Origin of the sequence: Hyphomicrobium sp. (genome assembly GCF_003987855.1) — a bacterium.
Lineage (GTDB): Bacteria > Pseudomonadota > Alphaproteobacteria > Rhizobiales > Hyphomicrobiaceae > Hyphomicrobium_B.
In genome coordinates, this window is sequence record NZ_RXIZ01000014.1 from 144,710 (window position 1) to 167,226 (window position 22,517).

At 62.4% G+C, this 22,517-nt stretch carries 20 protein-coding genes and 1 other RNA gene; all 21 read right to left on the reverse strand.

All coding sequences use genetic code 11. From position 1 onward, the window contains the following. Window positions 1-240: 240 nt before the first annotated feature. The 21 genes from ftsZ to EKK30_RS12905 all read right to left on the reverse strand — a co-directional run bounded on the left by ftsZ (window position 241) and on the right by EKK30_RS12905 (window position 22,474). Complete coding sequence (gene ftsZ, locus EKK30_RS12805; protein WP_290985674.1) at window positions 241-1,788, reverse strand: cell division protein FtsZ; 1,548 nt, start codon at window positions 1,786-1,788, stop codon at window positions 241-243. Between the two features lie 94 nt (window positions 1,789-1,882). Next, complete coding sequence (gene ftsA / locus EKK30_RS12810) at window positions 1,883-3,139, reverse strand: cell division protein FtsA (protein ID WP_290985677.1); 1,257 nt, start codon at window positions 3,137-3,139, stop codon at window positions 1,883-1,885. Window positions 3,140-3,149: 10 nt separating this feature from the next. Continuing rightward, a complete protein-coding gene (locus EKK30_RS12815; protein WP_290985680.1) occupies window positions 3,150-4,151 on the reverse strand; it encodes an FtsQ-type POTRA domain-containing protein in 1,002 nt (333 codons plus the stop codon). Then, complete coding sequence (locus EKK30_RS12820; protein ID WP_290985682.1) at window positions 4,139-5,092, reverse strand: D-alanine--D-alanine ligase; 954 nt, start codon at window positions 5,090-5,092, stop codon at window positions 4,139-4,141. The genes EKK30_RS12815 and EKK30_RS12820 overlap by 13 nt, the downstream gene beginning before the upstream one ends. A gap of 41 nt (window positions 5,093-5,133) precedes the next feature. Continuing rightward, window positions 5,134-6,102, reverse strand: a complete 969-nt coding sequence (murB, locus tag EKK30_RS12825) for a UDP-N-acetylmuramate dehydrogenase (protein WP_290985684.1) — start codon at window positions 6,100-6,102, stop codon at window positions 5,134-5,136. Next, window positions 6,102-7,538: a UDP-N-acetylmuramate--L-alanine ligase gene (gene murC / locus EKK30_RS12830; RefSeq protein WP_290985687.1), complete on the reverse strand. Its 1,437-nt coding sequence runs from the start codon at window positions 7,536-7,538 to the stop codon at window positions 6,102-6,104. Before murC ends, murB begins: the two co-directional genes overlap by 1 nt. A gap of 56 nt (window positions 7,539-7,594) precedes the next feature. After that, complete coding sequence (murG, locus tag EKK30_RS12835; protein ID WP_290985690.1) at window positions 7,595-8,722, reverse strand: undecaprenyldiphospho-muramoylpentapeptide beta-N-acetylglucosaminyltransferase; 1,128 nt, start codon at window positions 8,720-8,722, stop codon at window positions 7,595-7,597. Between the two features lie 10 nt (window positions 8,723-8,732). Further along, entirely contained in the window at window positions 8,733-9,914 is a 1,182-nt protein-coding gene (locus EKK30_RS12840; protein ID WP_290985693.1) for a putative peptidoglycan glycosyltransferase FtsW, read from the reverse strand. After that, window positions 9,911-11,326, reverse strand: coding sequence for a UDP-N-acetylmuramoyl-L-alanine--D-glutamate ligase (gene murD / locus EKK30_RS12845; RefSeq protein WP_290985751.1), 1,416 nt, complete (start codon window positions 11,324-11,326; stop codon window positions 9,911-9,913). Before murD ends, EKK30_RS12840 begins: the two co-directional genes overlap by 4 nt. Window positions 11,327-11,363: 37 nt before the next feature. Continuing rightward, complete coding sequence (gene mraY / locus EKK30_RS12850) at window positions 11,364-12,446, reverse strand: phospho-N-acetylmuramoyl-pentapeptide-transferase (RefSeq protein ID WP_290985696.1); 1,083 nt, start codon at window positions 12,444-12,446, stop codon at window positions 11,364-11,366. A gap of 32 nt (window positions 12,447-12,478) precedes the next feature. Continuing rightward, window positions 12,479-13,903, reverse strand: a complete 1,425-nt coding sequence (locus EKK30_RS12855) for a UDP-N-acetylmuramoylalanyl-D-glutamyl-2,6-diaminopimelate--D-alanyl-D-alanine ligase (protein ID WP_290985699.1) — start codon at window positions 13,901-13,903, stop codon at window positions 12,479-12,481. Next, window positions 13,903-15,348 (reverse strand): UDP-N-acetylmuramoyl-L-alanyl-D-glutamate--2,6-diaminopimelate ligase, encoded by a 1,446-nt coding sequence (locus tag EKK30_RS12860; protein ID WP_290985702.1) that lies wholly within the window; start codon window positions 15,346-15,348, stop codon window positions 13,903-13,905. Before EKK30_RS12860 ends, EKK30_RS12855 begins: the two co-directional genes overlap by 1 nt. A gap of 101 nt (window positions 15,349-15,449) precedes the next feature. Then, entirely contained in the window at window positions 15,450-17,078 is a 1,629-nt protein-coding gene (locus tag EKK30_RS12865) for a penicillin-binding protein 2 (RefSeq protein WP_290985704.1), read from the reverse strand. A 40-nt stretch (window positions 17,079-17,118) separates the two neighbouring features. After that, a complete protein-coding gene (locus EKK30_RS12870; RefSeq protein ID WP_290985706.1) occupies window positions 17,119-17,418 on the reverse strand; it encodes a cell division protein FtsL in 300 nt (99 codons plus the stop codon). Between the two features lie 38 nt (window positions 17,419-17,456). Then, complete coding sequence (rsmH, locus tag EKK30_RS12875; protein WP_290985709.1) at window positions 17,457-18,494, reverse strand: 16S rRNA (cytosine(1402)-N(4))-methyltransferase RsmH; 1,038 nt, start codon at window positions 18,492-18,494, stop codon at window positions 17,457-17,459. After that, window positions 18,491-18,982 (reverse strand): division/cell wall cluster transcriptional repressor MraZ, encoded by a 492-nt coding sequence (locus EKK30_RS12880; RefSeq protein ID WP_290985712.1) that lies wholly within the window; start codon window positions 18,980-18,982, stop codon window positions 18,491-18,493. The genes rsmH and EKK30_RS12880 overlap by 4 nt, the downstream gene beginning before the upstream one ends. Before the next feature lie 419 nt (window positions 18,983-19,401). Next, entirely contained in the window at window positions 19,402-20,346 is a 945-nt protein-coding gene (locus EKK30_RS12885; RefSeq protein WP_290985715.1) for an alpha/beta fold hydrolase, read from the reverse strand. Between the two features lie 211 nt (window positions 20,347-20,557). After that, window positions 20,558-20,994, reverse strand: an RNA gene (gene rnpB / locus EKK30_RS12890) — RNase P RNA component class A. Window positions 20,995-21,214: 220 nt separating this feature from the next. Further along, window positions 21,215-21,679: an SRPBCC family protein gene (locus EKK30_RS12895; RefSeq protein WP_290985718.1), complete on the reverse strand. Its 465-nt coding sequence runs from the start codon at window positions 21,677-21,679 to the stop codon at window positions 21,215-21,217. Between the two features lie 20 nt (window positions 21,680-21,699). Continuing rightward, window positions 21,700-22,164, reverse strand: a complete 465-nt coding sequence (locus EKK30_RS12900; RefSeq protein WP_290985721.1) for an SRPBCC family protein — start codon at window positions 22,162-22,164, stop codon at window positions 21,700-21,702. Further along, a complete protein-coding gene (locus EKK30_RS12905; RefSeq protein ID WP_290985754.1) occupies window positions 22,151-22,474 on the reverse strand; it encodes a metalloregulator ArsR/SmtB family transcription factor in 324 nt (107 codons plus the stop codon). Before EKK30_RS12905 ends, EKK30_RS12900 begins: the two co-directional genes overlap by 14 nt. Window positions 22,475-22,517 lie beyond the last annotated feature (43 nt).

Sequence of the window (22,517 nt, forward strand, 5' to 3'; positions counted from 1 at the left end):
TCAAAGGATCATCACAAGTGGTCGATGCACAAAAGCTAACTGCTTCGCCAAACACCGACAAATCACGCTTTCTTACACTGTGTTACGGTTTGGCAACCATTCTTGACGTTTCGCGGGTCTTGATGCAGCCGCATTTTCACACCCGTTCCCGCCAATAAATTTGCCCGCTCTCGCCACCCTTTCATCACGATCAAAATCGCTGATCCAGGTGCTCGATCAGAGCGAATCGGTAAGCGAAAATTATCTGCGTCCGAGATTTGCAAAACGTCCCAAAATGCCCGGTTTTCTTTGCTCTTCTGCATCTCTCGAGCTTACCCGAGCATTTGGATTCTGCCGCGCATTCCACTCTTTCTGCGCCTGCGGAGGAAACTCTTCTATGCCGGGCACGCGGCGTGAGGCGCGCTGGATTTCAGCGGGGGCCTGCGGCTCGAATCGATGGTCGTGAAACGGGGCCTGCGGCTCGTTCGGAAGCGGCGGCGTACGTAACAAAGCGCTTCCCGTGAGGGGCGGGAAATTTTCGAGCCCATCCTCGATCATCACATTTCCCGGGGCTACCCAGCTGTCGCGGCCGCCGCGAGGCTGTTCATTGTGGACAGGCTGGGAAAAATTCTGATGTGGCTGGCCCTGCAGGGCCTCCGCCAGCCGCCGCTGAAGGTCTCCGGGAGGTCCCGGGACATGCGTCTGATGGCTCGCAGCGTGCTGCTGAGGCGCGGTCGGCTGCAGATGTGACGTCTGCATGACAGGGCCGGCATGAGGAGCGTAGGACATGTGCGCCGGAGCGGCGGCTGCGGCCATCGATTGGGTCGGTCGTTGCTCGGCCACGCGCGTGTTCATGCCCGAGGCGACAATCGACACCCGCAGACGGTCTCCGAGTTGCTCGTCGAACGTCGCGCCAACGATGATATTCGCATCGGGATCGACTTCCTGGCGAATGCGGCTTGCGGCTTCGTCGACCTCGTAGAGCGTCATGTCGCGACCGCCGGAAATCGAAAGGAGCAGACCTTTTGCTCCCTTCAAGGTCACGTCGTCGAGAAGCGGATTGGCAATCGCCTCCTCGGCGGCAAGGACTGCGCGCTGCTCGCCAGTCGCCTCGCCCGTGCCCATCATCGCCGTACCCATTCCGCTCATGATCGTGCGGACATCGGCGAAGTCGAGATTTATCAAGCCTTCCTTCAGTACCAGTTCGACGATGCAAGCGACGCCCGAATACAGCACCTGGTCGGCGAGCACGAAGGCTTCGGCGAAGGTCGTGCGCTCGTTGGCGATGCGGAAAAGGTTCTGGTTCGGAATGACGATAAGCGTGTCGACGAGATGGCGAAGATTCTCGACGCCGGCTTCGGCGACGCGCATGCGGCGCGCGCCTTCGAACTGGAAGGGTTTGCAAACGACGCCAACGGTCAGCGCTCCCAGTTCGCGCGCGATACGCGCGATCACGGCCGCCGCGCCCGTTCCCGTGCCGCCACCCATGCCGGCTGCGATGAAGACCATATGCGCGCCAGCGATGTGCGTGCGCAGCTCATCGAGCGCCTCTTCCGCTGCGGCTTCGCCAATCTCAGGCCTTGCGCCGGCGCCGAGCCCCTCGGTGAGATTGACCCCAAGCTGGATGCGATGCTCGGCGCTGGACGCATCGAGCGACTGCGCATCCGTGTTCGCGACCACGAACTGCACGCCCTGAAGCCCGGCAGCGATCATGTTGTTGACGGCGTTGCAGCCCGCGCCGCCGACGCCGATCACAGTGATCCGAGGCTTGGCGTCGACCAGTTTCGGCAGTTGCAGCTTGATGCTCATGGCGTCCCCGACTCTGCGTATTGGGCGTAGGGCACGACAGGCTTGGCCCCGCACGCCAGTTGTTTCGACGATCTCGTTTCCGTCTGCGACACGTTTAAAACCCGCGCTTTAGCCACGTCCCCACACGACCGAGATATCCTTGCGTCACGGTCTTGCGACCGCGCGCCATGCTGAGTTCGCCGTCTCCGCGGGCCGCCACGATCGCCAATCCGGAAAGGGTCGCGAGCTGCGGCCCGGACAAGCTGGCATTGAGGCCCGGCAGATCCGACGGACGCCCGATGCGCACGGAACGGCCGAACTCGTTCGCGACGAATTCCGGCAATCCAATGAGCTGGCTGGCTCCGCCCGTCAGAACGATCTTCTCTCCCACGTAGCGACTCGCGGCGTTGAGCGCCAAACGCTCCCGCACGAGCCCCAGGATCTGATGGACACGCGGACGGATGATCTCCGTCAGACGCGCCTTGCTCGTTTCGTAGCCGCCATCATCCTCTTCTCCGGCGATCGGATAGGAGAACGACTCGTGCTCGTCGGACTGGGCGTTGAAGAGTGTGCCATAAAGCGTTTTGATTCGCTCGGCTTCTGCAAGTGGTGTCTGCAATGCTTTGGCGATGTCGTAGGTGATATGTTGGCTGCCGACCGGAATGACTTCGGTTCCGGTGAAGCGGCCATCAGCGAACAGCGCGATCGACGTCGTGCCGGCGCCGAAATCGATGCATGTAACACCGAACTGGCGCTCTTCCGGCGTGGTGGCGGCGAGTGCGCTGGCGTAGGGCGCGGCGACGAGGCCCTCACAGCTTGCATAGCATCTGTCGACCAGGACCAAGAGGTTACGGAGCGGCGCCTCGTCGGCCGTCACCGCGTGGAGACCTGCCGACATGCGGCGGGCCGAAAGGCCGAGCGGGTCGCGAACGCCCGTTGCGCCGTCCAGCTCATAGCCCAGATGATTGAGATGTAGCAGCGTCCGGCCGTTGCGTTCCGCATAGCTTTCGCCAGCCGACATCAGCCGATCGAGATCGTCCTGGGTGACGCTTCCGGATTCGATGTCGGCCCGGGCCGTGCAATGAACGGATGAGATGCGCCCTGCGGACACGGAAAGCGTAAAGCCGCCGACCGATATGCCGGCTGCTTTTTCGGCGTTGGCGATGACGCCACGAACGACCGTCTCGGCCTCGTCGAGGTCGGTCAGAACGCCGGCCTTCACGCCTTTCGACCGCTGCATGCCAAGCCCGGCGAGACGCAGCAGCGGGCGCGGAACGCCGGCGACGTGCTCGGCGACGATCACCGCCGCTACGGTTTTACTGGTGCCGATATCAAGGAGCCCGATGGTCCTGTAGGTACGACGATCCGCCATCTCTTCCCCCTTACCGTTCCGCCGAGGCGAGCGATGTCGCCCCTTGCAGCGAGGAGGTGCGAACAGACCCCGGGCCTACCGGCCGCATCGCGATACGGCCTGGCGTGCGAACATCGACGATCATCGGCTTACCCGTCAGCGCCGCCTGAATCGCGCGCGTCCTGGCGATTTCGTCGAAACCTTCGATTTCGCGATCGGCCGCGAGCTCAAGTGCCGTGCCGTTCTTCAGGACAATGCGCCAGCGGCGCTCGCCGATGCGCTCGGCGAAGGCGTACTGGCGCTCGATACGCGGATATTGGCGCAAAGCCGAGAGCATCAAAACGGCTTCGGTATCTGCCCCCTCTCCCACGACACGCGGCAGGTTCCAGTTGCTTGCGGCGGCCATGGGGCCAAGGGTCCGGCCCGTGGCATCGACGAGATAGCTCGTCTCACCGCGCGTCCAGATGAACGCCGGGGCGCGCTCGTGAATGACAATGTCGAGCGTGCCGGGATAGACACGCGTAAGCTGCACGGTATCGACCCATGAGATGCGCTGAATTCGCTTCAACGCCGCATCGGAGTCAAATGCCGCAAACGTCTTGACGTTGGGCAGATCGAGCGCGTCGAAGATGTCGGAATCCGACGTGTAGCGCTGACCTGTAACGTTAACCTGATCGATGCCAAACCCGGCCGCGGCGACCAACGCATCGCGGTTGGCGGCAATATCGATGGCTTTGAGCTTGGCGATGGGCAACGCGTACGCCGCGAGCCCTAGGACGGCAGTGAGCGCGGCGATTGCGAGCGATGGAAACACCCAACGGTGGGAGCGCTTCTGGCGGCGGAACCGGCGCTCGCCGCGTGGGATCCGGAGCGCCATGGAGGCGCGCTTGGTGGGGCTTGCCGTGGAGGCCGTCCGTCCGCGCGTTGCAGCCGCGCGGCCCGACGTCGTCGACTGAGCAGCATCGGGCTCCGGCGTTGGCGCATCGTGTGCTGCCCGCCACCAGAACCTTTGCTTGCCCGTTACCTGTTGCAACTCGCGTCCTCGACCATCCATCGGACGAGGTCACCGAACGACCAGCCGGCATACCCCGCCAGCTCAGGCACGAGGGATGTTCCCGTCATGCCCGGCTGAGTGTTGACTTCGAGGCAGATCAGTTCGCCAGTCCCGCCGGCCGTATCGTCGTAGCGGAAGTCAGCCCGCGACACGCCTCGACAGCCCAAAGCCTGATGCGCCCTTAACGTTAAGGAACGGACTGACTGGTAAACATCTGGTAAAATTTGTGCGGGAAGGTCGTGCTTGGAGCCGCCGGGTGCGTATTTGGCCTCATAATCGTAGAACTCGAGCCCGCGAAGCGGCACGATCTCAATAACATCGGTCACAAAGTTGCCAAGAACGGCGCAGGTCAGCTCGCGTCCGGCGACATAGCGCTCAACCATGACGATCTGATCCTCCGGCCCTCCGGCGGCGATCGAATTCGGCGGCCGCTCGGCGTCGGGCGAGACGATGACGACGCCGACGCTCGATCCTTCGGTGACGGGCTTCACGACATAAGGCGGCGGCAGGACGTGGGATGCCTGCGCTTCGGCGCGGGTGACGAGCTTGGCTTCGGCGACCGGAACGCCAGCAAGCTTCATGATGTCTTTCGCCCGTTCCTTATGCATGGCGAGAGCGGAGGCCAAGACGCCCGAGTGGGTATAAGGAATCCCAAGCAGCTCCAGCACGCCTTGCACGCAGCCGTCCTCACCGAACTTGCCATGCAATGCGTTGAAACAGACCTCGGGCTGCAGTTCCTGCAGCCCGGTCGCGAGATCGCGATCAACGTCGATCTCGGTGACGGTGTAGCCTTCTTTGAGGAGAGCCTCGGCGCAGGCCGCGCCCGAGTTAAGGCTGACCTCGCGTTCGGCGGAGAGCCCGCCCTTCAAAACAGCGACGTGATTGCGCGTGCGCTTTGGGACCGGGCCGAGTGTGTTCATGGCTGGCTCGCTTGCAGCTGATTTCGCATTTGGATCTGGTTTCAGTTCTGGTCGGCGCGCTCGGCCGCTAGCGCCTCGCCGATGGGACGGCCGGGCTTGGGCAGGCCGAGACGGATAATCTCCCAGTCGAGCGTGACGCCTGACGTTTCGCGCACGCGGGCGCGCACAGTCTCGCCCAGCGTTTCGACATCCTCGCCGCTCGCCTGCCGGTCATTGATCAGGAAATTGCAATGCATCTCGGAGACCTTCGCGCCACCGACGCGGAAGCCCCGGCAGCCGGCCTGATCGACGAGTTTCCACGCACTGTGCCCAGGCGGGTTCTTGAAGGTCGAGCCGCCTGTACGTTCCTTGATCGGCTGATTTTTTTCGCGGTACTCGGCGACCGCATCCATCTCTTTCAGGATCTCCGCCGGATCGCCGGGCTCGCCCGCGAACGTCGCCTCGGTGAAAATCCAATCCTTGGGAATGCCGCAGTGGCGATAGGTGAAACCCATATCGGCCAGCGAAAGAACGTGAATTGCGCCGCTGCGATCGACGGCGCGCGCACCCAACAAGCAATCCTTCGTTTCTCGACCATGCGCGCCGGCATTCATGCGTAACGCGCCGCCGATGGCGCCCGGAATGCCGCGATAGAAGGCGAGGCCCGTTATTCCAGCGTCAGCAGCCGCGCGCGCCACTTTCACGTCGGGAACTGCCGTGCCGACGCGCAAACGATGGTCTTCCTCGGCCTTGATTTCGGAGAAGCCGCGACCGAGGCGAATGACGACGCCCGGCACGCCGCCATCGCGAACAAGAAGGTTCGATCCGAGGCCGATCACCTGCACGGGCGTATCGGGCGCAAGGCGCTGCAGGAAGTAGGCAAGATCGGCTTCATCGGCGGGCATGAAGAGCGCCTGCGCCGGGCCGCCGACGCGAAACCACGTCACGTCGGCCAGCGAAGCATTGGCGCTGAGCTTTCCGCGCAGTTCCGGCATTGCGGTCTTGAGCTCGGCGGTGATGTCGGCAAACATCAGCCCGCGCTCCCGGTCCGCTTGGGTTCTTCCGCAAGCCAGGCCGGCATCGCGTTGGCCCATTCGGTCGAATTGCCGGCGCCGAGGAAAATGACGAGATCGCCCGGTCGTGTCAGGCGCTTAATGGCAGGCGCAATTAAGTTTGGATCCTCGACCGCTTCGGCAGGACGGCCGCCCGCCGATCGGATGCGTTCGGCGAGCGCGCGGCTGTCGATCCCGGCGATCGGGCTTTCGCCCGCCGTGTAGAGCGGCGCGACGACAACGCTGTCGGCATCCTTGAAGCAGCGCGCAAACTCATCAAGGAGGTCGCGCACGCGAGTGAAGCGATGCGGCTCAACGACGGCGATAACGCGCCCTTTCGTACCGCCGCGTGCGGCCGCGAGCACGGCGGCGATCTCAGCAGGGTGGTGGCCGTAGTCGTCGTAGATGGTAACGCCGTTCCATTCGCCGGTGAACTGGAAGCGGCGCTTCACACCGGAGAAGCCAGCCATCGCCGCCTTGATCTTGGCGTCCGCAAGGCCCGCGTGCGTCGCGACCGCAATCGCAGCGAGAGCGTTGAGCGCATTGTGGGCTCCGGGTACGGGAACGGACCAGTTGTCGAGCGTGCGTGCACCACCCTTCACATGGGGGGCAAGGCTTGCATCGAAGTGCGTGGTATTGCCGATGATGCGAACTGATGTCAGGCGGAGATCTGCGTCGCTGCTCTCGCCGTAGGTCAGCAGGCGGCGACCATCGGCGCGCAGATTGAGACGCTGGATCATCTCGCGCACCACCGGATGATCGATGCAGGCAACCGCTAGTCCGAAGAATGGGATGTTGCGGAGGAAAGCTTCGTATTCGCGATGCATCGCCTCGACCGAGCCGAAGTAATCGAGATGCTCGGGATCGATGTTGGTGACGATGCCGATCTCCGTCGGCAGCCGCGTGAAGGTGCCATCGCTTTCGTCGGCCTCGACGATCATCCATTTGCCGTGGCCCAGCCGCGCGTTCGAACCCCACGCGTTGATGATGCCGCCAGTGATGACGGTCGGCTCTTCACCGGCTTCCGTGAAAATGTGAGATAGAAGAGATGTCGTCGTTGTCTTGCCGTGCGTGCCCGTCACTGAAATCGTGGAGTAGAGCCGCATGAGTTCCGCAAGGATCTCCGCGCGACGAATGACCGTCAGGCCCTTCTGACGTGCGGCGACAAGTTCTGGGTTCAAGGCCTTCACCGCGGTCGAGATCACGACGTAGCGGGCGCCGATCAGGTTCACCGGATCATGGCCGACGAAAACGCGGATGCCTTTGGAGCGCAGGCGCTTGACGTTGGCGCTCTCCTTCTGATCGGAACCTTGAACCGTATAGCCTTTGGCGACGAGGATTTCGGCGATGGCGCTCATACCGATGCCGCCGATACCGATGATGTGGAATGGTCCAAGGTCGCGCGGCATTTGCATGGATGGAAGCTTCCTCGCTGTCTCTATCTCGCGCGGTTCGTCGAAATGCAGGTCCCTCAACTCTCACGCCCCATACCGGTTTTACGCCCTTCCGCTAAAGCCAGCGCAAAATCGGCCAAATTCCGGACGGCGTCCGGCCGTCCCGCGGTTTTAGCGGCCTTAGCCGCTGCCGCAAGGCCATCGGGCGCGATAAGAAGCTTTTCCAGTTCGTCCGCGAGGCGTTCCGGCGACAGATTTTTCTGCTCGATGCACCAGGCACCGCCTGATTCCGCCAGCCGGCGCGCGTTGTTGAGCTGATCGTTGTCGAGCGCATGGGGCAAAGGCACCAGAATCGAGGGCCGGCCCATCACCGTCAGTTCCGCGACCGTCGAGGCGCCGGCGCGACCGACGACAAGGTGAGCGGCAGCCATTCGCGTTGGAAGATCAGTGAAAAACGGGGCGATCTCGGCGCTGATGTTGGCTTCGGAATAGGCTTCCTGGACACGTTCGAGGTCTTCTTCGCGGGCCTGCTGAACGACACGAAGGCGCTTACGGATGGCGTCGGGAAGTGCGAATAGCGCGAGCGGCACAGTGTCGGAAAAGAAGCGGGCGCCCTGACTGCCGCCGAAAATCAAGAGCCGGATCACGCCCTCGGCGCTTGGCGCTTCGTACGGACGGGCGGCGGCGTCGACGACCGCTTGGCGTACGGGGTTTCCCGTCAGCACAGCCTTTTCGGCGAGTTTGCCTTCGAGAAATTTCGTTCGGTCGAAGGAGGTCGCGATGGCGGTCACGCGTTTCGCCAAGAGCTTGTTGGCGCGGCCGAGGACCGCGTTCTGCTCGTGAATTGCAGTCGGGATCCCGCGAAGCCGGGCGGCCACCAGCGGTGGATAGGTCGGATAGCCGCCAAAGCCGATGACAGCGGAAGGTTTGACGCGGCCGAGGATTGAAAAAGCGGCGCGCGTGCCGCGGGCCAGCATCATCGTCGTTCTAACAACGTCGGCAGGCGAACGCGACGCAAGCGTGGCGGAGGGTACTTGATAGATCGTGCGGGCGGGAAAACCGCTGCCGTAGCGATCCCCGCGCATGTCGGTCATCAGATCGACGGTGACGCCGCGGCGCTTCAGTTCTTCGGCGAGAGCGAACGCTGGAAAGAGATGCCCCCCTGTTCCGCCTGCCGCAAGCATGATCGATTGCGCGACCGCCATTAGTTGGTGCTCATGTTGATGGAGTTTGCCCGCCCAGTTGTACTTCGTCGATGGCGGGAATCCATCGCGGCTTTTTGAGGCGCTGTGGATCAGGGCGCCAGCGCGTCAACGCGAGCAGCATTCCGGCGGTTATCGACAGCGCGAGCATCGACGAGCCACCAGCGGATATGAAGGGCAATGTCATACCCTTAGGCGGCAGCAAGCCGATATTGACGCCCATGTTGATCAGGGACTGCAGGCCGAAGACAAGGGCCAGTCCCTGGATTGCGAGCCGATCGGAGGCATTGGGTTCGGCCGCGGCACGGCGTAGCGCGCGGGCGACGACGAAGGCGAACACGCCGAGCAAGGCGATACAGGCGACGGCTCCGTACTCCTCACCAATGACGGCGAAGATGTAGTCGGTATGCGCGTCGGGCAGCACGGATTTGATGACGCCTTCGCCCGGCCCGCGTCCGAACAGGCCACCTTCGGTAAAGGATTGGATCGCGCGTCCCGCCTGCGAGCTTTCGAGCGGCGCGGAGCCGAAGTATTTGTCGAACCGCGATTGCACGTGCGGAAAGTACATGTAAGCGAGCCACATGCCGCCGCTGCCGAGCGCCATCAGGATCGCGGCGCCGATAACTGGCATGCCGGCGAGAAGATAAATGAGGCCGGCGGTCGTGCTGATCAGGACCGTCTGGCCGACGTCGGGCTGCATCACGAGAATGGCGGCGAAGAGCGCCCATACGGTGAGCGCGAATGGCAGCGCCGGCATATCGCTGCGTGAGGCAGCCTCGCCGAACAGCCAAGCGACAATAACTATGAAGGCGGGCTTGGCGAATTCGGACGGCTGGATCGAATAGCTGCCGAGCATCAGCCATCGCTGAGCGCCGTTGATCGAGGTGCCGGAAAATATGACTACGATCATGCCCGCGACCGACACGAGAAACAACACCGCGGCCAGGCGGCGAACGCCCATCGGCGAGAAGAACGATATGACGATCATCAAGATGGTGCCGAGAGCCGCGAAGAAAACGTGACGCTCGACGAAGTAGTACGTCGGGAGGCCCTTCTTCAGAGCCACGGCCGGGGACGCCGCGACAGACAGCACGACGCCGATGGCGATGAGCGAGAGAAGGGCGACCAGAAGGCCGCGATCGATCGTGAAGGCCCATTCGGCAAGAAGGCTTCGGTCGGAGCGCGAAAGCTTCATGGCGCTGTCCGCATCTCGATGCCTGGAAGTGACGCGACAAGACCACGGAAGCTTTCGCCGCGCACTTCGAAGTTGCGAAACTGGTCGTAGCTGGCGCAGGCGGGCGACAAAAGCACGACCGGCTCGGAGCCATCACTCTGTTGCGCCGCCGCGGATGCTGCCCAGACCGCTTCGTCAAGCGTGCCGCTGCGCTCGAACGGCACCTTGCCGTCCAGCGTCGCCGCAAACTCGTCGGTCGCTGCGCCGATCAAAAAGGCTTTGGAAATACCGCCGAAGTACCGTTCCAAACTGGTGATGCCGCCAGCCTTCGATTTACCACCGAGGATCCAGTAGACGTCGCGCGGGAAAGATAGCAGCGCCTTTTCCGTCGAATCGGCGTTTGTCGCCTTGCTGTCGTTGACGAAGAGAACCTTTCCCATGCGCCCGATCTCTTCCATTCGATGGGGCAGGCCTGGAAACGATGACAACGCGCCTTGCCAGTCCAGGTCGGTAGAGTGGCCCAAGGCATTGAGGCATTCGCGCACGGCGGCCACCGCCGCGAGCGCATTCTGGCCGTTGTGCTTGCCGCGTAACGTCGGGATGCCCGTCAACGAGCCGAGCTTTACTGCCAAGCCTTCGCGGTTGCTGCAGACGATGGTGTCATCGAGCAGGCTGTAGCCGGGCGCGATCGATTTCTCCGCGCTGAAGGCCACGACCGGGCCGATGTTGATGCGCCGCCTGAGCATGGCGAGGCCGAACTCGTCGTCGATGCCGACGGCAGCGACATCGGCGCCAGAAACGATGCGCTCCTTGATTTCAGCGTAATGCTCGATCGTGCCGTGGCGATCGAGATGGTCGGGCGTGACGTTCAGCATGACGCCGACGGTTGGTCCGAGCGTCGGCGTCAGATCGATCTGGAACGACGACATTTCGATCACGTGGAAACGGCCGGGCTGTGGCGGCTCAAGCGTGACAATGGGCCGGCCGATATTGCCGCCCATCTGCACATCCTGGCCGGCGTGGCGAAGAATGTGAGAGATGAGCGCCGTCGTCGTCGACTTGCCGTTGGTGCCGGTTATGGCGATGAACGGCGATCCCGGCGCGTGACGCGCGCGCTCGCGCGCAAAGATCTCGATATCGCCAATGATCGCAACGCCGGCTTCCTCGGCGCGCTTCACCGTCCAGTGCGGTTCGGGGTGCGTCAGCGGCACGCCAGGCGCCAGAACGAGGGCAGCGAACCCAGACCAGTCGGCGACGCTCAAGTCAACGAGAGGAATATCCTTGGCAATTGCGGCGTCGCGGGCCGCCACGCCGTCGTCCCAGGCAGAGACGATGGCGCCGCCTTCGCGCAGCGACTCCGCTGCAGCGATGCCGGAAGCACCGAGCCCGAAAACCGCTACCGATTTGCCTTCGAAGGACGTCGCGCGAATCATTGAGGTCAATTTACAGCAACTCGCGTCCGTTGGCGTCCTAGCGCAGTTTCAGGGTCGAAAGACCAATCAGCGCCAGGATAACCGAGATGATCCAGAACCGGATGACGACCGTCGATTCCTTCCAACCCTTCTGCTCGTAATGGTGATGCAGCGGGGCCATTTTGAACACGCGCTTTCCCGTCCAGCGGAACGATAAAACCTGAATGATCACGGAGAGCGTCTCGAGCACGAAGAGGCCGCCCACGACCGCCAGGACAAACTCGTGCTTGATCGCGACGGCGATGGCGCCGAGCGTGCCGCCGAGCGCTAGCGAGCCGGTATCGCCCATGAAGATCATCGCCGGAGGGGCGTTGAACCAGAGGAAGCCCAATCCGGCCCCGATCAAAGCGCCGCAGATGACCGAGAGTTCGCCTGTGCCTGGGACATGGTGGATCTGGAGGTAGCCGGCGAACTTGGCGTTGCCGGAGAGGTAGGCGATGACGCCGAAGGTTGCGGCTGCGATCATGACCGGCACAATCGCCAAGCCGTCGAGGCCGTCCGTCAAGTTGACGGCATTGCCGGCCCCGGCGATCACCAAAACCGCCATCAGGACGAAAAACGGTCCTAGATCGATGACGAAATCCTTGAAGAAAGGAAATGTCAGATCGGTATCGAGACCCTTCGGGCTCAACTTCATCAGTGCGAAGCCCGCGAGAGCCGCGACCAGAAGCTCTAGCAAAAAACGAATGCGCCCGGAAAAGCCCGCGGTTGAACGCTTCGTGACTTTCAGGAAGTCGTCATAGAAGCCGATGGCGCCGTAGGCGAGCGCGACGCCGAGCACCACCCAGATATAGCCGTTGTCGAGTTGCGCCCACAGCAGCGTCGAAACGGTGACGCCCGCGAGGATCATTAGGCCGCCCATTGTCGGGGTGCCACGCTTTAAGAGGTGGGTCGCAGGGCCATCCTCGCGGATCGGCTGACCCTTTCCCTGCTTCACGCGCAGAAGGTCGATGATGGCCGGGCCGAACATCAACACGAAGAGAAGGGCGGTGAAGATCGCGCCGCCCGTCCGGAAGGTGATGTAGCGGAAGACGTTCAGCGCGCTGATCTGGTCGCTGAAATTGACGAGCTCATAGAGCATGCCGCACTAACTTCCCCCTCTTCGACCGCCGGTTAGGCTGCGGCCCCTTGTTTGCCAAACTGCGCTTTCAGCCTTTCGACGACCGCACCGAGGCGCGTACCGTTCGAGGCCTTGATCATCACCACGTCGCCGGGCCTGAGCTGAGAGGCGAGAATGTCCCCCATGGCGGACGCCGGAGAGTAACCGCCTTTCTTGGCCGCGGGTAGCGCATCATAAAGGTTCTGCATGTGCGGTCCGCAGGCAAAGACCAGATCGACCTCGGCGGCGTCAACAGCATCTTTAAGTCCCGCGTGCAGTGCGGGCGCATCGCTGCCCAGTTCCAGCATGTCGCCGAGGACGGCGATGCGCCTTCCATACTTCTGACGTGGAACGGTTGCGAGCGTCGCCAACGCCGCTTTCATTGAAGCGGGGTTGGCATTGTAGCTTTCATCGATCAGGAGGGCTTCACCGCCACCCAGTTGGAGTACGCTGCGCGCGCCCCGTCCGCTTGGCGGCGCGAGGTCTGCGAGGGCGGCAAGTGCCATCTCGACATCGACGCCGATCGCGTCCAGCGCCGCCGCGACCGCCAAAGCGTTTTCGGCGATGTGGCGGCCGGGCATCGCGAGGTGAACCGGATAGCTCTTATCCCGGACATTGATCGTCATGTCGCTGCCATCATCCGAGGCGCGGAAGGCGGAGGCATGCACGTCGGCGGCGGCGTCGAACCCGAACGTCACCGGCTTCGTGCCGAGAATATCGGCGATGGCTCGCAGACGACGGGCATGAGGATTATCGAATTTGATGATCGCGGCGCCGCCTTGTGGCAGGCCTTCAAAAATCTCGCCCTTGGCGTCGGCGATCGCGGCGACCGAGGGAAAGTGCTCCAGGTGCACCGCCTCGACCGTCGTGACGATCGCCGCGTGTGGCCGGACCATTTTCGTGAGCGGACGAATCTCGCCTGCGTGGTTCATTCCGATCTCGAAAACGCCGAACCGCGTGTCTTCAGGCATGCGCGCCAGTGTCAGCGGCACGCCCCAATGGTTGTTGTAAGATTTTTCCGACGCATGCGTGGCCCCGAGGCGAGAGAGACACGTGCGCAGCATCTCCTTCGTTCCGGTCTTGCCCGCGCTTCCTGTCACGCCGATGACACGCGCTTCGGGCGCCAAACGGGCGCGTGCCGCGCGGCCCAGCGCAACGAGTGCCGCGAGCGGATCAGACACACGGAAGAGAACACCGTCGCCGGGCTGACGCGTGTAACCTGTGCTCACCAGGGCCGCGGCTGCGCCCGCCTTGAAAGCCGTGGAAACGAATTCGTGGCCGTCACGCTGATCCTTCAGCGCGACGAAGAGGTCTCCGGCCTGGAGCGTTCGGGTGTCGATCGAGATGCCGGTGACGGCGACGCCATCGCCACCGTCGGGCTCGACGCCCAGTGCCGCGATCAATTGAGAAGAGGTCCAGAGAGGTTTCATCGCATTCATCAGCCCGCGAGTGCCTTCCTAACCTCGTCATGATCGGAAAACGGAATGATCCGATCGCCGATGATCTGGCCGGTTTCGTGACCCTTTCCGGCCACAAGGACGACATCGCCCGGATGCATCATGGCGACCGCTGTCGCAATCGCCTCGGCGCGATCGCCAATTTCGCGCGCGCCCGGCGCACCGGACAGGATCTCCTTGCGAATGGCGGACGGCACCTCGCTGCGCGGGTTGTCGTCGGTGACGATGGTGACGTCGGCGCGCTCGATCGAAATTCGGCCCATGATCGGGCGCTTGCCTTTGTCGCGATCGCCGCCGCACCCGAAGACCGATATGAGGCGGCCCGTCGCGAAAGGACGGCAGGCATCGAGCGCAGCCGCCAATGCTTCCGGCTTGTGTGCGTAGTCGACAATGGCCAGGGCGCCGTTGCGCTCGCCGATGATCTCAAGACGGCCCGGCACGCCCTTGAGCTCGCGCAGGGTTTGCAGCACACGGCCGGTATCTTCGCCCGTCGCAATCGCGAGGCCAGCGGCAACAAGGGCGTTTTCGACTTGGTAAGCGCCGACAAGCGGCAGTTCCACGTCGTACGATTTTCCATCCGAGCGCACGCCGATGATCTGCCGGAAGCCATCGCGTGACAGCGACGTGCGTTTCAATGCATCTCCGCGCGTGCCAACAATCATCACGCGCAGTCCGCGCGCCTTGGCTGCGGCCGCCACCTCGTCGGCGTAGGCGCCATCCGAATTGATGACGGCCGGTTGGCCGGGCTCCAACAGCTCGGTGAACAGGCGGAGCTTGGCGCGCAGATAATCCTCGATCGTCGGATGGTAGTCCATGTGATCGCGGCCGAGGTTCGTGAAGGCTGCGGCCGTTAGCTTCACGCCATCGAGACGATGCTGATCGAGGCCGTGCGAGGAAGCCTCGAAGGCGAGATGGGTCACGCCTTCATCGGCAAGCGCGGCTAGCGTTGCGTGCAGGGTCACCGGATCTGGCGTCGTCAGAGATCCGTAGATCGCTCCCGAGGGCTTGACGATGCCGATGGTGCCGACGGATGCCGCGTTGTGGCCGAGCGCCGTAAAGATCTGGCGGGTGAAATCGGCGACGGAGGTCTTGCCGCTCGTTCCCGTGACCGCGACGGCGCATTCCGGCTGACGGCCGGCGAGTTTCGCAGCGATCTTCGCTAAGACGGCGCGCGGATTGTCGACCTCGATCAGCGCCACGCCTTCGGGCACGCGAACGTTCTTGTTTCTTCCAACGATGACCGCGACGGCGCCACGCTCGATCGCTTCGGGAGCGTATGTTGCCCCATCGGCTTTCGCTCCGGGAAGGCCCGCGAAAATCGCTCCGGGGCCGACTGCTGCGCTCGCGGCGGTGATGCCGGAAACGGAAACATCTTTCGCGCCGGGAGGCAAATGAACGTCGGCTGGAAGCACTTCGCTAAGCCGCATGTCCCCGCCTCGTCGCTCCCGAAAATACGCCGCCCCGGCGCCGCGCCCGAAACTTGATAGGTTGCGGCAAGCAAGCCGTCAAATCGGCCGGATTTTCCTTGTTATTGCGTGGCGGTGACCGTCTGCGGAGCCACGCCCAGTTGAGCGGCAATGCGAGCGATGAGTTCGCCGGTGACGGGAGCGGCGTTGAGACCCGCGGTCCGATAGCCGCGCGCACCCTCCAGCGCCTTCGGCTCGAACAGGATCACGAACGTCAGGTATTGCGGGTCGTCCGTCGGGAAGGTGGCGAGGAACGAGGTGATGACCGAGTTCGACGTGTAGCCGCCTTTGGCAGCGACATCGGCTGTCCCGGTCTTGCCGCCCACCCGATAGCCAGGAACGTCGGCTTTGCCGCCCGTGCCGTCCTTGTTGACGACGTTGAGGCGCATCAGCGTTGCCATCAATCTCGACGTGTCGGGCGTGACGACGGCCTTGCCATCGGCGGCACCGGCATCGAACTTCCTGAGGAACGTGGGTCGCACCGTCTTGCCGTTGTTCAAGATGGTGGCAGCTGCGGCGGCGAACTGCAACGGAGCGACGGCGATGCCGTGCCCGAACGAAGCCGTGATCGTCGAAACGCGGTTCCAGCGAGGCGGAAGCTGCGGCGTGGCAAGCGGACCGGCCTCCGTTGTCATCTGTTCGGTGACGCCGACTTTCTTCAGAAAAGTCGCGAGCTTTTCAGGACCGGCTTCAAGCCCAAGCATGGCGGCGCCGACATTTGAAGAGTGCGTATAGACTTCTGTCACCGTGAGAGGACGATTGGAGGGGTGAAAATCCTTGACGGTGAAGCGTCCGGCTTCAAGCGGCTCGCGAACATCGAGAAGCGTGTCGGGTTTCGCCAGGCCTTCGTCGAAAGCCATGGCCAGCGTCAGCGTCTTGAACACGGAGCCGAGTTCGTAGGTCCCGCCGGAAATGCGGTCGGCGTGCTTGTCGTCGAGCGTCAGCAGCGGCCATGCCGGATCGACGCGCGGGAGCGACGCACTGGCGAGCACTTCCCCGGTTTTGATATTGAGGACAATGCCGGCTGCGCCCTCCGACTTGTAGCGGCGCGCGCCATCGTCAAGTTCGTCTTCCAGGGCGTGCTGCACGCCGATGTCGATCGACAGACGGACCGGCGGGCGGCTCGAAAGGACGGCGGAATGGACCGGATCAACGCCGACCTTTTCGTCGATATAGCGCTCGATCCCCTTGACGCCGCGGTTGTCGACATCGGTGTAGCCCAACAGGTGGCCGGCAAGTTTTCCGCCGGGATAGGCGCGTTTCAGCTCATAGCGAAACGAGATCCCCGGCAATCCCAAATCATGGACTTTCTGGGCCACGCCCGGCGAGACGCCGCGCCGGACCCAGATGAACCGACGGTTCTTGTCGGAGAGATCGCGGAGCAGCTGATCGCCATTGAGATCCGGCAGCACGGTCAAAAGCTTTTCGACGACTTCATCGCGGTCAAGCACGAGGCCAGCGTCAGCGAATATCGACGGCGCTTCGAGATCTGTTGCAAGCAGGCGGCCGTTGCGGTCGACAATGTCGGGACGGCTGAAGCTCGTCGCGGCGATCGGTTCGGAAATCGCCAGCGTCACGTCGGCGCGACGCGGTATCGCCAGAACCAACAGTTGAGCGGTGACGCCCGCAAACGCTGCAAACAGAACGGCGTAGACGGCGCGCTCGGACAGGCGGCCTGCGCTGCGATCCATGGTTCGGACGTTTCCCTGAGCCCCCGTCACTTATGGCTCCCTAGCGCCCGTTGGCGTTTTTCGAGCGCGCATCGAGTTCAGAGACTTCGCGGCCCTGCTCGAATTGTTCCGTCTTGGGCGGTCCAAGCCCAAGCCGGCGAGCCAGTCCGTCGATGCGGTCGGGGCGCGCGAGCGTGCCGCGTTCGGCTTTCAAGACGGCGATGTCGCTGCGCGCGTCGTCGGCGATGCGCTCTTTGTCCTGCACCTCGGCTTCGAGGCGGCGCGTTTCGTAATTCAGGGCGTAAAGGAGAAGGGCGCTGGTGAGCGCGAAAAAGAAGGCGGTAATATTCAATAGACGCATTTTGATACACTTTCCGTTACTTGTGTCCGGCCTGCGCATTACCGATGCGGTGTGGGCACCCCCATTTGGTCCAGATCTAACGGCCATGCCCCGGCGTCAGTACGCACGGCAGCGCGCAATCGTGCTGACCGGGAACGGGGGTTCATTTCCAATTCACCTTTAGAAGGTGTTAACGGGCGGGAGTTAACAAGTCGGAAACTTGGTTGGGCAGATTTTATCAATTCCGGCGGCAGATGCCGCGAAGCCCCAGCAGACTTGCCGCTTCGCTCGGCTAAGAATTTTTTTACGATGCGGTCTTCGAGGCTGTGAAAGCTGACGACGACGAGCCGTCCACCCGGCCGCAGTATCCGTTCCGCCGCCGACAAGACGGTTGCCAGTTCGCCCAGCTCGTCGTTCACGAAAATGCGCAGGGCTTGAAATGTACGGGTGGCGGGATGGCGGCCGTCGACCTTGCGGCCGTGGAAAACACGCGACACCACCTCTGCAAGCTCCGGCGTTCGCGAGAACGGCACTTCCGCGCGACGCTTGACGATGGCGCGGGCAATGGCGCGGGAGCGGTGCTCTTCGCCATAGGTGTAGATGACGTTGGCGATGTCCTTATCGTCGGCTGAATTCAGGAAATCAGCAGCGCTCATTCCCGATGACGACATGCGCATGTCCAGCGGCCCATCGGATTGGAACGAGAAGCCGCGCTCGGCATCATCGAGCTGCATGGAAGAAACGCCGATATCGAGAACGACGCCGTCGATCGGCTTGCCGGGGAGCTGCGCCCCGACTGCGTCTTCCATCTGGCTGAAGGGCGTTTCGACAATCTTAAATCGATCGGGAAATTGCGCGACGAGCGATGCGGCGCCGCGCACGGCGTTGGGATCGCGGTCAAGCGCTAGCACGAAGCAGTCAGCTTTTTCGAGGATCGCACGCGAATATCCGCCGGCGCCGAATGTGCCGTCGACGTAGGTTTCGCCATTCCGAGGTTGAAGCGTTTCGAGAACTTCCGAGATGAGCACGGGAACGTGGCGCGAGTGCTTGTCAGCTGGCCCCAGCGAGGCTCCCTCTGCCCCGCCATCGCGCGTCATTCCCGTGCTCCCTCGTTGCCGTCGTCATCCGACGAACGGCCACCCGCTGCGAAAAGCTTGCGCGTCACTTGGACTTTTGAGCGCGCTTCCTTACGGCGTTCTTCGAAGGCTTTGGGCTCCCACATCTGGAACTTGTCACCAAGGCCAACAAACGTGACGGCGGCGTCCAGATTGGCGTGGACGCGAAGGTTTTCAGGAAGGACGATGCGGCCGTCGCCATCGATCGAGAGAACCTGGACGTCGCCGTAGAGCGCGACAGAGAGTTCGTCGCGCTCATCCGAATAGTCCGGCAGGCCCGCGAGAAGCCCGTCGATTTTCTTTGCAAGTCTTTCGCCGCCTGCATCGAGTGCAGCAGCATCGAGCGAGGGGTAGCAGTAGAGACCGCCGACGTAGCCGTCGCGCTCGAGAACGGCGCGAAACGGGGCCGGAATTGAGACCCGGCCTTTGGCGTCGATCTTGTTTGTGAATGTCGAGACAAAGCGGTCCATCCCCCAGCTAACGAATTTCGTCTCCCTACTCGTTTACTGGCAGCGACGCTTCACCGAGGCCGTTCCCACGCTCGGCCGAACCATCTTTCGTTTCGGGCGGCCGGCGCGCGGAACGCGTGTCGCCCGAAACATCAGAAAGGGACCGTGGCGGTCGCTCGAATTTGGGCCCTCTACCAAACCGGCGCCCTGCCACGGATTCCTGCCCGGTGCGGACGGGCATCTATGGGATCGCATGGGATTTGGTGGTCGTCAACGGATTATTAAGGATATTTTGTGGTGTGGCGCGGAAATGCACCTCATGTTTTTGGCCGCAGACTGCCGTCACGCCTCAGAAGGCGCGTTAAGTTTTTGATCTTAAATAGGATTCAAGTTCGGACCGGCGGCGAACCGCATCGCGACCCTCTACCCGGCCTGCAGGCTCACGAGTGGTCGTGCACGAAGGTGACGATCGAAGGAACGAGCCTGGGTTCGAGCGGCAGGTTCGCATCGTTGTACGTGCGCAAGTTCGCGACGCGACCGGCCGGAGCATTCTTCAAGACATGATTCATGCCTGAGATCGCGACGAGGCGCGCGCCGGGCGAAGCGCCCTGAAGGTGTGCCGCGTCATCGAAGGTAATTTGGAAATCAGTTGTACCTTGAACGATCAGGACAGGACACGTCACCTTCGCCAGTTCCGCTGCCGGATCGAGCGGCAACCACGACATCAGATAGCCTTGCACCGTCGGCGGATAGAGTTGCGCCAGTTCGGGCGGAACGTCCTTGACGGCACTGCCTCGCTTCAGGCTTTCGGAGATCCGCTTCGATTGCTCCTGCAGCGCGAGCGGAACACCGGAGGCGGCAAGCTGGCGCGCAAGAACTTCGGCAATCGGCAGCCCCGCACCTTCAAGCAGAACAAGTCCGGAGACTTTTTCTTTCTGCGCCGCAAGCGTCGCAATGAGAGCGCCTTCGCTGTGGCCCAAGAGAAAGACATTCGAAACGTCAGGCCGCTTTCGCAGAACGTCGATCCATGAAATCACGTCATCGACGTAGTTCGTGACGCGGAGATCTTCGACGCGGAGCGCTGCCGACTTGCTCTCGCCTATTCCGCGCTTGTCGATCCGCAGCGAGCCGATGCCGCGTTCGGCCAGGCCGTGCGCCAACAGCTTGAGACTGTCGTTGCGCATGCCAGGCATATTGCCGTCGCGATCGATCGGACCGGAGCCCGGCACGATCAACACGACGGGCTCACGTTCGCCGGCGGCCGCCACGGTCAGGGTGCCGTGAAGATCGTTGTTGGCGACGCTTTCTTCCGTCCAGGCCATCGCAGGAACAATCGTCGCGAGCAACCATGCGATAGCGAGAAGCGATCGTGTCAAAACTTCCATTTCCCCATTTAGACACTTCCCGAAACCCGCGACATAGGACCCCCGTCGCAGGGAGACGCGCCGGCTCACCATGACTGCGATCCGTCAACGGATTGCGAGCGGATAGGGGAAAATTATCCCGGCACTGGGGCACGCGCCGGGAAAGTGCCGGATCGGTAAATTCGAAATGAACAATTGTCTGTAGCGGGCAAGACCGGCGACGAAAAAGGGTAATACCAGCCGGCCTGTAAGCCGGGTTCTGTCTGGAGACTTTCGCCTCCGCGACGGCCATTCATCTGGGACGCCTGTTGCCAGACGCCTCGTGCAATCAACCCGGGCGGGTAGCGTGAGAACGCGCCTTGCGTCTGCGGTTGCCCGCTCCGCGCGCCCACCCCTATTTGATCTTGCTCCCGGTGGGGTTTGCCCTGCCGCTGCTGTTGCCAGAAGCGCGGTGCGCTCTTACCGCACCTTTTCACCCTTACCGCCGGCCCGAAGGCACGGAGGTGGTATGTTCTCTGTGGCACTTTCCCTGGGGTCGCCCCCGGCGGCCGTTAGCCGCCACCGTGTTCTCTGGGAGCCCGGACTTTCCTCCACCGGACGTTTTGCTCGCGAGCCTTTAGAGCCCGTTTCGCCACACGCTGATCCGGCAGCGGCCGTCCGGCCGGCTGGTAGGCGAGATAAGCGATGTCAGCGTCCAAACGTCAAGAGGGCGGAAAACAAATGCTTACCGTCATCTTCGGCCGAATGAGCGCAGCGAACGAAGGCCGGAGATCCAGCGCGAGACTCGTCGAAGACGCAATATCGAGCCTTCGGCGCTTCTAACGCTGGATGCCCGAATGCGCTCGCGGCGCTCGCACATTCGAGGATGACGAAAACCAAACTCCGTCTCTCACGCCGCCGACCGGCGGGTGGCCAGAAGCCCGGCCATCGGATCACCCGTCTCTAGCAGGCTCTTGAGGTTCGACAAAATCATCGGCCATCCGCCTGACACATCCTCGATGAGCTTCGACTCCGGCCTGTCGATTTCGTGCAGCACGGTAAGCTTCACGCCGCTCGGAACCTCCTCGATCTCCATCGCGCATCGCGAATAACCCTCGGCTCTCATTTCCGGACTTCGTTCGCCCCGCCATCGAAAGACGAGACGTTTTTCCGGCTCAAACTCCAGAATTTCGCCGTCATGAACGACGGTGCCGTCCGGCAGCACCATTTTCCATGAGGCCCCGACTTTCCAATCGCTCTCGAGCGTGACGCCGAACCAGTATTGCCGTGTGAACTCCGGCGTCAGCAGCGCCTCCCAAAGCTTCTCAGGCGTCGTCCGAATGTACGTGACGTAAACGAAGCGATCATTTGCCATGGGTTTTCCTCCAAGGTTCTCTATGCCGCCGATTTGCATCCGCCCTTGGTCATGGCCAGCGGCTCATTCGTTTCCAGAAGTGTCTTGAGGTTCGACAGGATCCTCGGCCAGCCGCCACCGACTGCCTCAATCACCTTAGACGCAGGCTTGTCGATCTCGTGGACCACCGTCAGCTTCGTCGCGCCCTCGACCGGCTCGATCTCCATCGTGCAGCGGGAGAAGCCTTCGGCGTTGAGCTCGGGCATCCACTCGTTCAGCCACTTCAGAACGATCCGCTTCGGTTTCTCCACTTCGAGAACCTCTCCGCTGTCGGTGACGCGCCCGTCGGGAAATATCATTTTCCACGTCGAGCCCTTCTTCCAATCGCTCTCGAGCGTGACGCCGAACCAGTATTGCCGTGTGAACTCCGGCGTCAGCAGCGCTTCCCAAAGCTTCTCAGGCGTCGTGCGGATGTACGTGACGTAAACAAATCTATCCTTTGCCATCGCGCTTTCCTTCCAGGTTCTTTTTCAATTCGTCGAGCGCGCGAAGGCGCCCATGCTCGAATTTCTCGATCCAACGATCGGCGATTTCAAAAATCGGCAGGGGGTTCAGAAAGTGCAGCTTCTCCCTGCCTTCCTTGCGTGTCGCGACAAGGTTGGCGTCCTCAAGGATCGCGAGATGCTTGGTGACGGCTTGCCGCGACATGTCATGTCCTTCGCAAAGCTCGCCCAGCGTCTGGCCATTGCGCTGATGCAAACTGTCGAGCAATTGACGCCGTACCGGGTCCGCTAATGCTTTGAAGACGTCGTCCATGCTCATGACCCTAATATGCAACCATTTGGTTGCCTGTCAAGAG

What these genes read in the sequence shown, in the direction of transcription:
- EKK30_RS12905 (WP_290985754.1), bottom strand. Translation starts at nt 22,474, where the DNA reads ATGGACGACGTCTTCAAAGCATTAGCGGACCCGGTACGGCGTCAATTG.
- EKK30_RS12855 (WP_290985699.1), bottom strand. Translation starts at nt 13,903, where the DNA reads ATGAATGCGATGAAACCTCTCTGGACCTCTTCTCAATTGATCGCGGCA.
- EKK30_RS12880 (WP_290985712.1), bottom strand. Translation starts at nt 18,982, where the DNA reads ATGGACCGCTTTGTCTCGACATTCACAAACAAGATCGACGCCAAAGGC.
- EKK30_RS12860 (WP_290985702.1), bottom strand. Translation starts at nt 15,348, where the DNA reads ATGCGGCTTAGCGAAGTGCTTCCAGCCGACGTTCATTTGCCTCCCGGC.
- EKK30_RS12885 (WP_290985715.1), bottom strand. Translation starts at nt 20,346, where the DNA reads ATGGAAGTTTTGACACGATCGCTTCTCGCTATCGCATGGTTGCTCGCG.
- EKK30_RS12900 (WP_290985721.1), bottom strand. Translation starts at nt 22,164, where the DNA reads ATGGCAAAGGATAGATTTGTTTACGTCACGTACATCCGCACGACGCCT.
- rsmH (WP_290985709.1), bottom strand. Translation starts at nt 18,494, where the DNA reads ATGACGCGCGATGGCGGGGCAGAGGGAGCCTCGCTGGGGCCAGCTGAC.
- ftsA (WP_290985677.1), bottom strand. Translation starts at nt 3,139, where the DNA reads ATGGCGGATCGTCGTACCTACAGGACCATCGGGCTCCTTGATATCGGC.
- murG (WP_290985690.1), bottom strand. Translation starts at nt 8,722, where the DNA reads ATGGCGGTCGCGCAATCGATCATGCTTGCGGCAGGCGGAACAGGGGGG.
- EKK30_RS12840 (WP_290985693.1), bottom strand. Translation starts at nt 9,914, where the DNA reads ATGAAGCTTTCGCGCTCCGACCGAAGCCTTCTTGCCGAATGGGCCTTC.
- murD (WP_290985751.1), bottom strand. Translation starts at nt 11,326, where the DNA reads ATGATTCGCGCGACGTCCTTCGAAGGCAAATCGGTAGCGGTTTTCGGG.
- murB (WP_290985684.1), bottom strand. Translation starts at nt 6,102, where the DNA reads ATGTTTGCCGACATCACCGCCGAGCTCAAGACCGCAATGCCGGAACTG.
- EKK30_RS12895 (WP_290985718.1), bottom strand. Translation starts at nt 21,679, where the DNA reads ATGGCAAATGATCGCTTCGTTTACGTCACGTACATTCGGACGACGCCT.
- EKK30_RS12865 (WP_290985704.1), bottom strand. Translation starts at nt 17,078, where the DNA reads ATGGATCGCAGCGCAGGCCGCCTGTCCGAGCGCGCCGTCTACGCCGTT.
- EKK30_RS12820 (WP_290985682.1), bottom strand. Translation starts at nt 5,092, where the DNA reads ATGAACACACTCGGCCCGGTCCCAAAGCGCACGCGCAATCACGTCGCT.
- EKK30_RS12870 (WP_290985706.1), bottom strand. Translation starts at nt 17,418, where the DNA reads ATGCGTCTATTGAATATTACCGCCTTCTTTTTCGCGCTCACCAGCGCC.
- ftsZ (WP_290985674.1), bottom strand. Translation starts at nt 1,788, where the DNA reads ATGAGCATCAAGCTGCAACTGCCGAAACTGGTCGACGCCAAGCCTCGG.
- murC (WP_290985687.1), bottom strand. Translation starts at nt 7,538, where the DNA reads ATGCAAATGCCGCGCGACCTTGGACCATTCCACATCATCGGTATCGGC.
- mraY (WP_290985696.1), bottom strand. Translation starts at nt 12,446, where the DNA reads ATGCTCTATGAGCTCGTCAATTTCAGCGACCAGATCAGCGCGCTGAAC.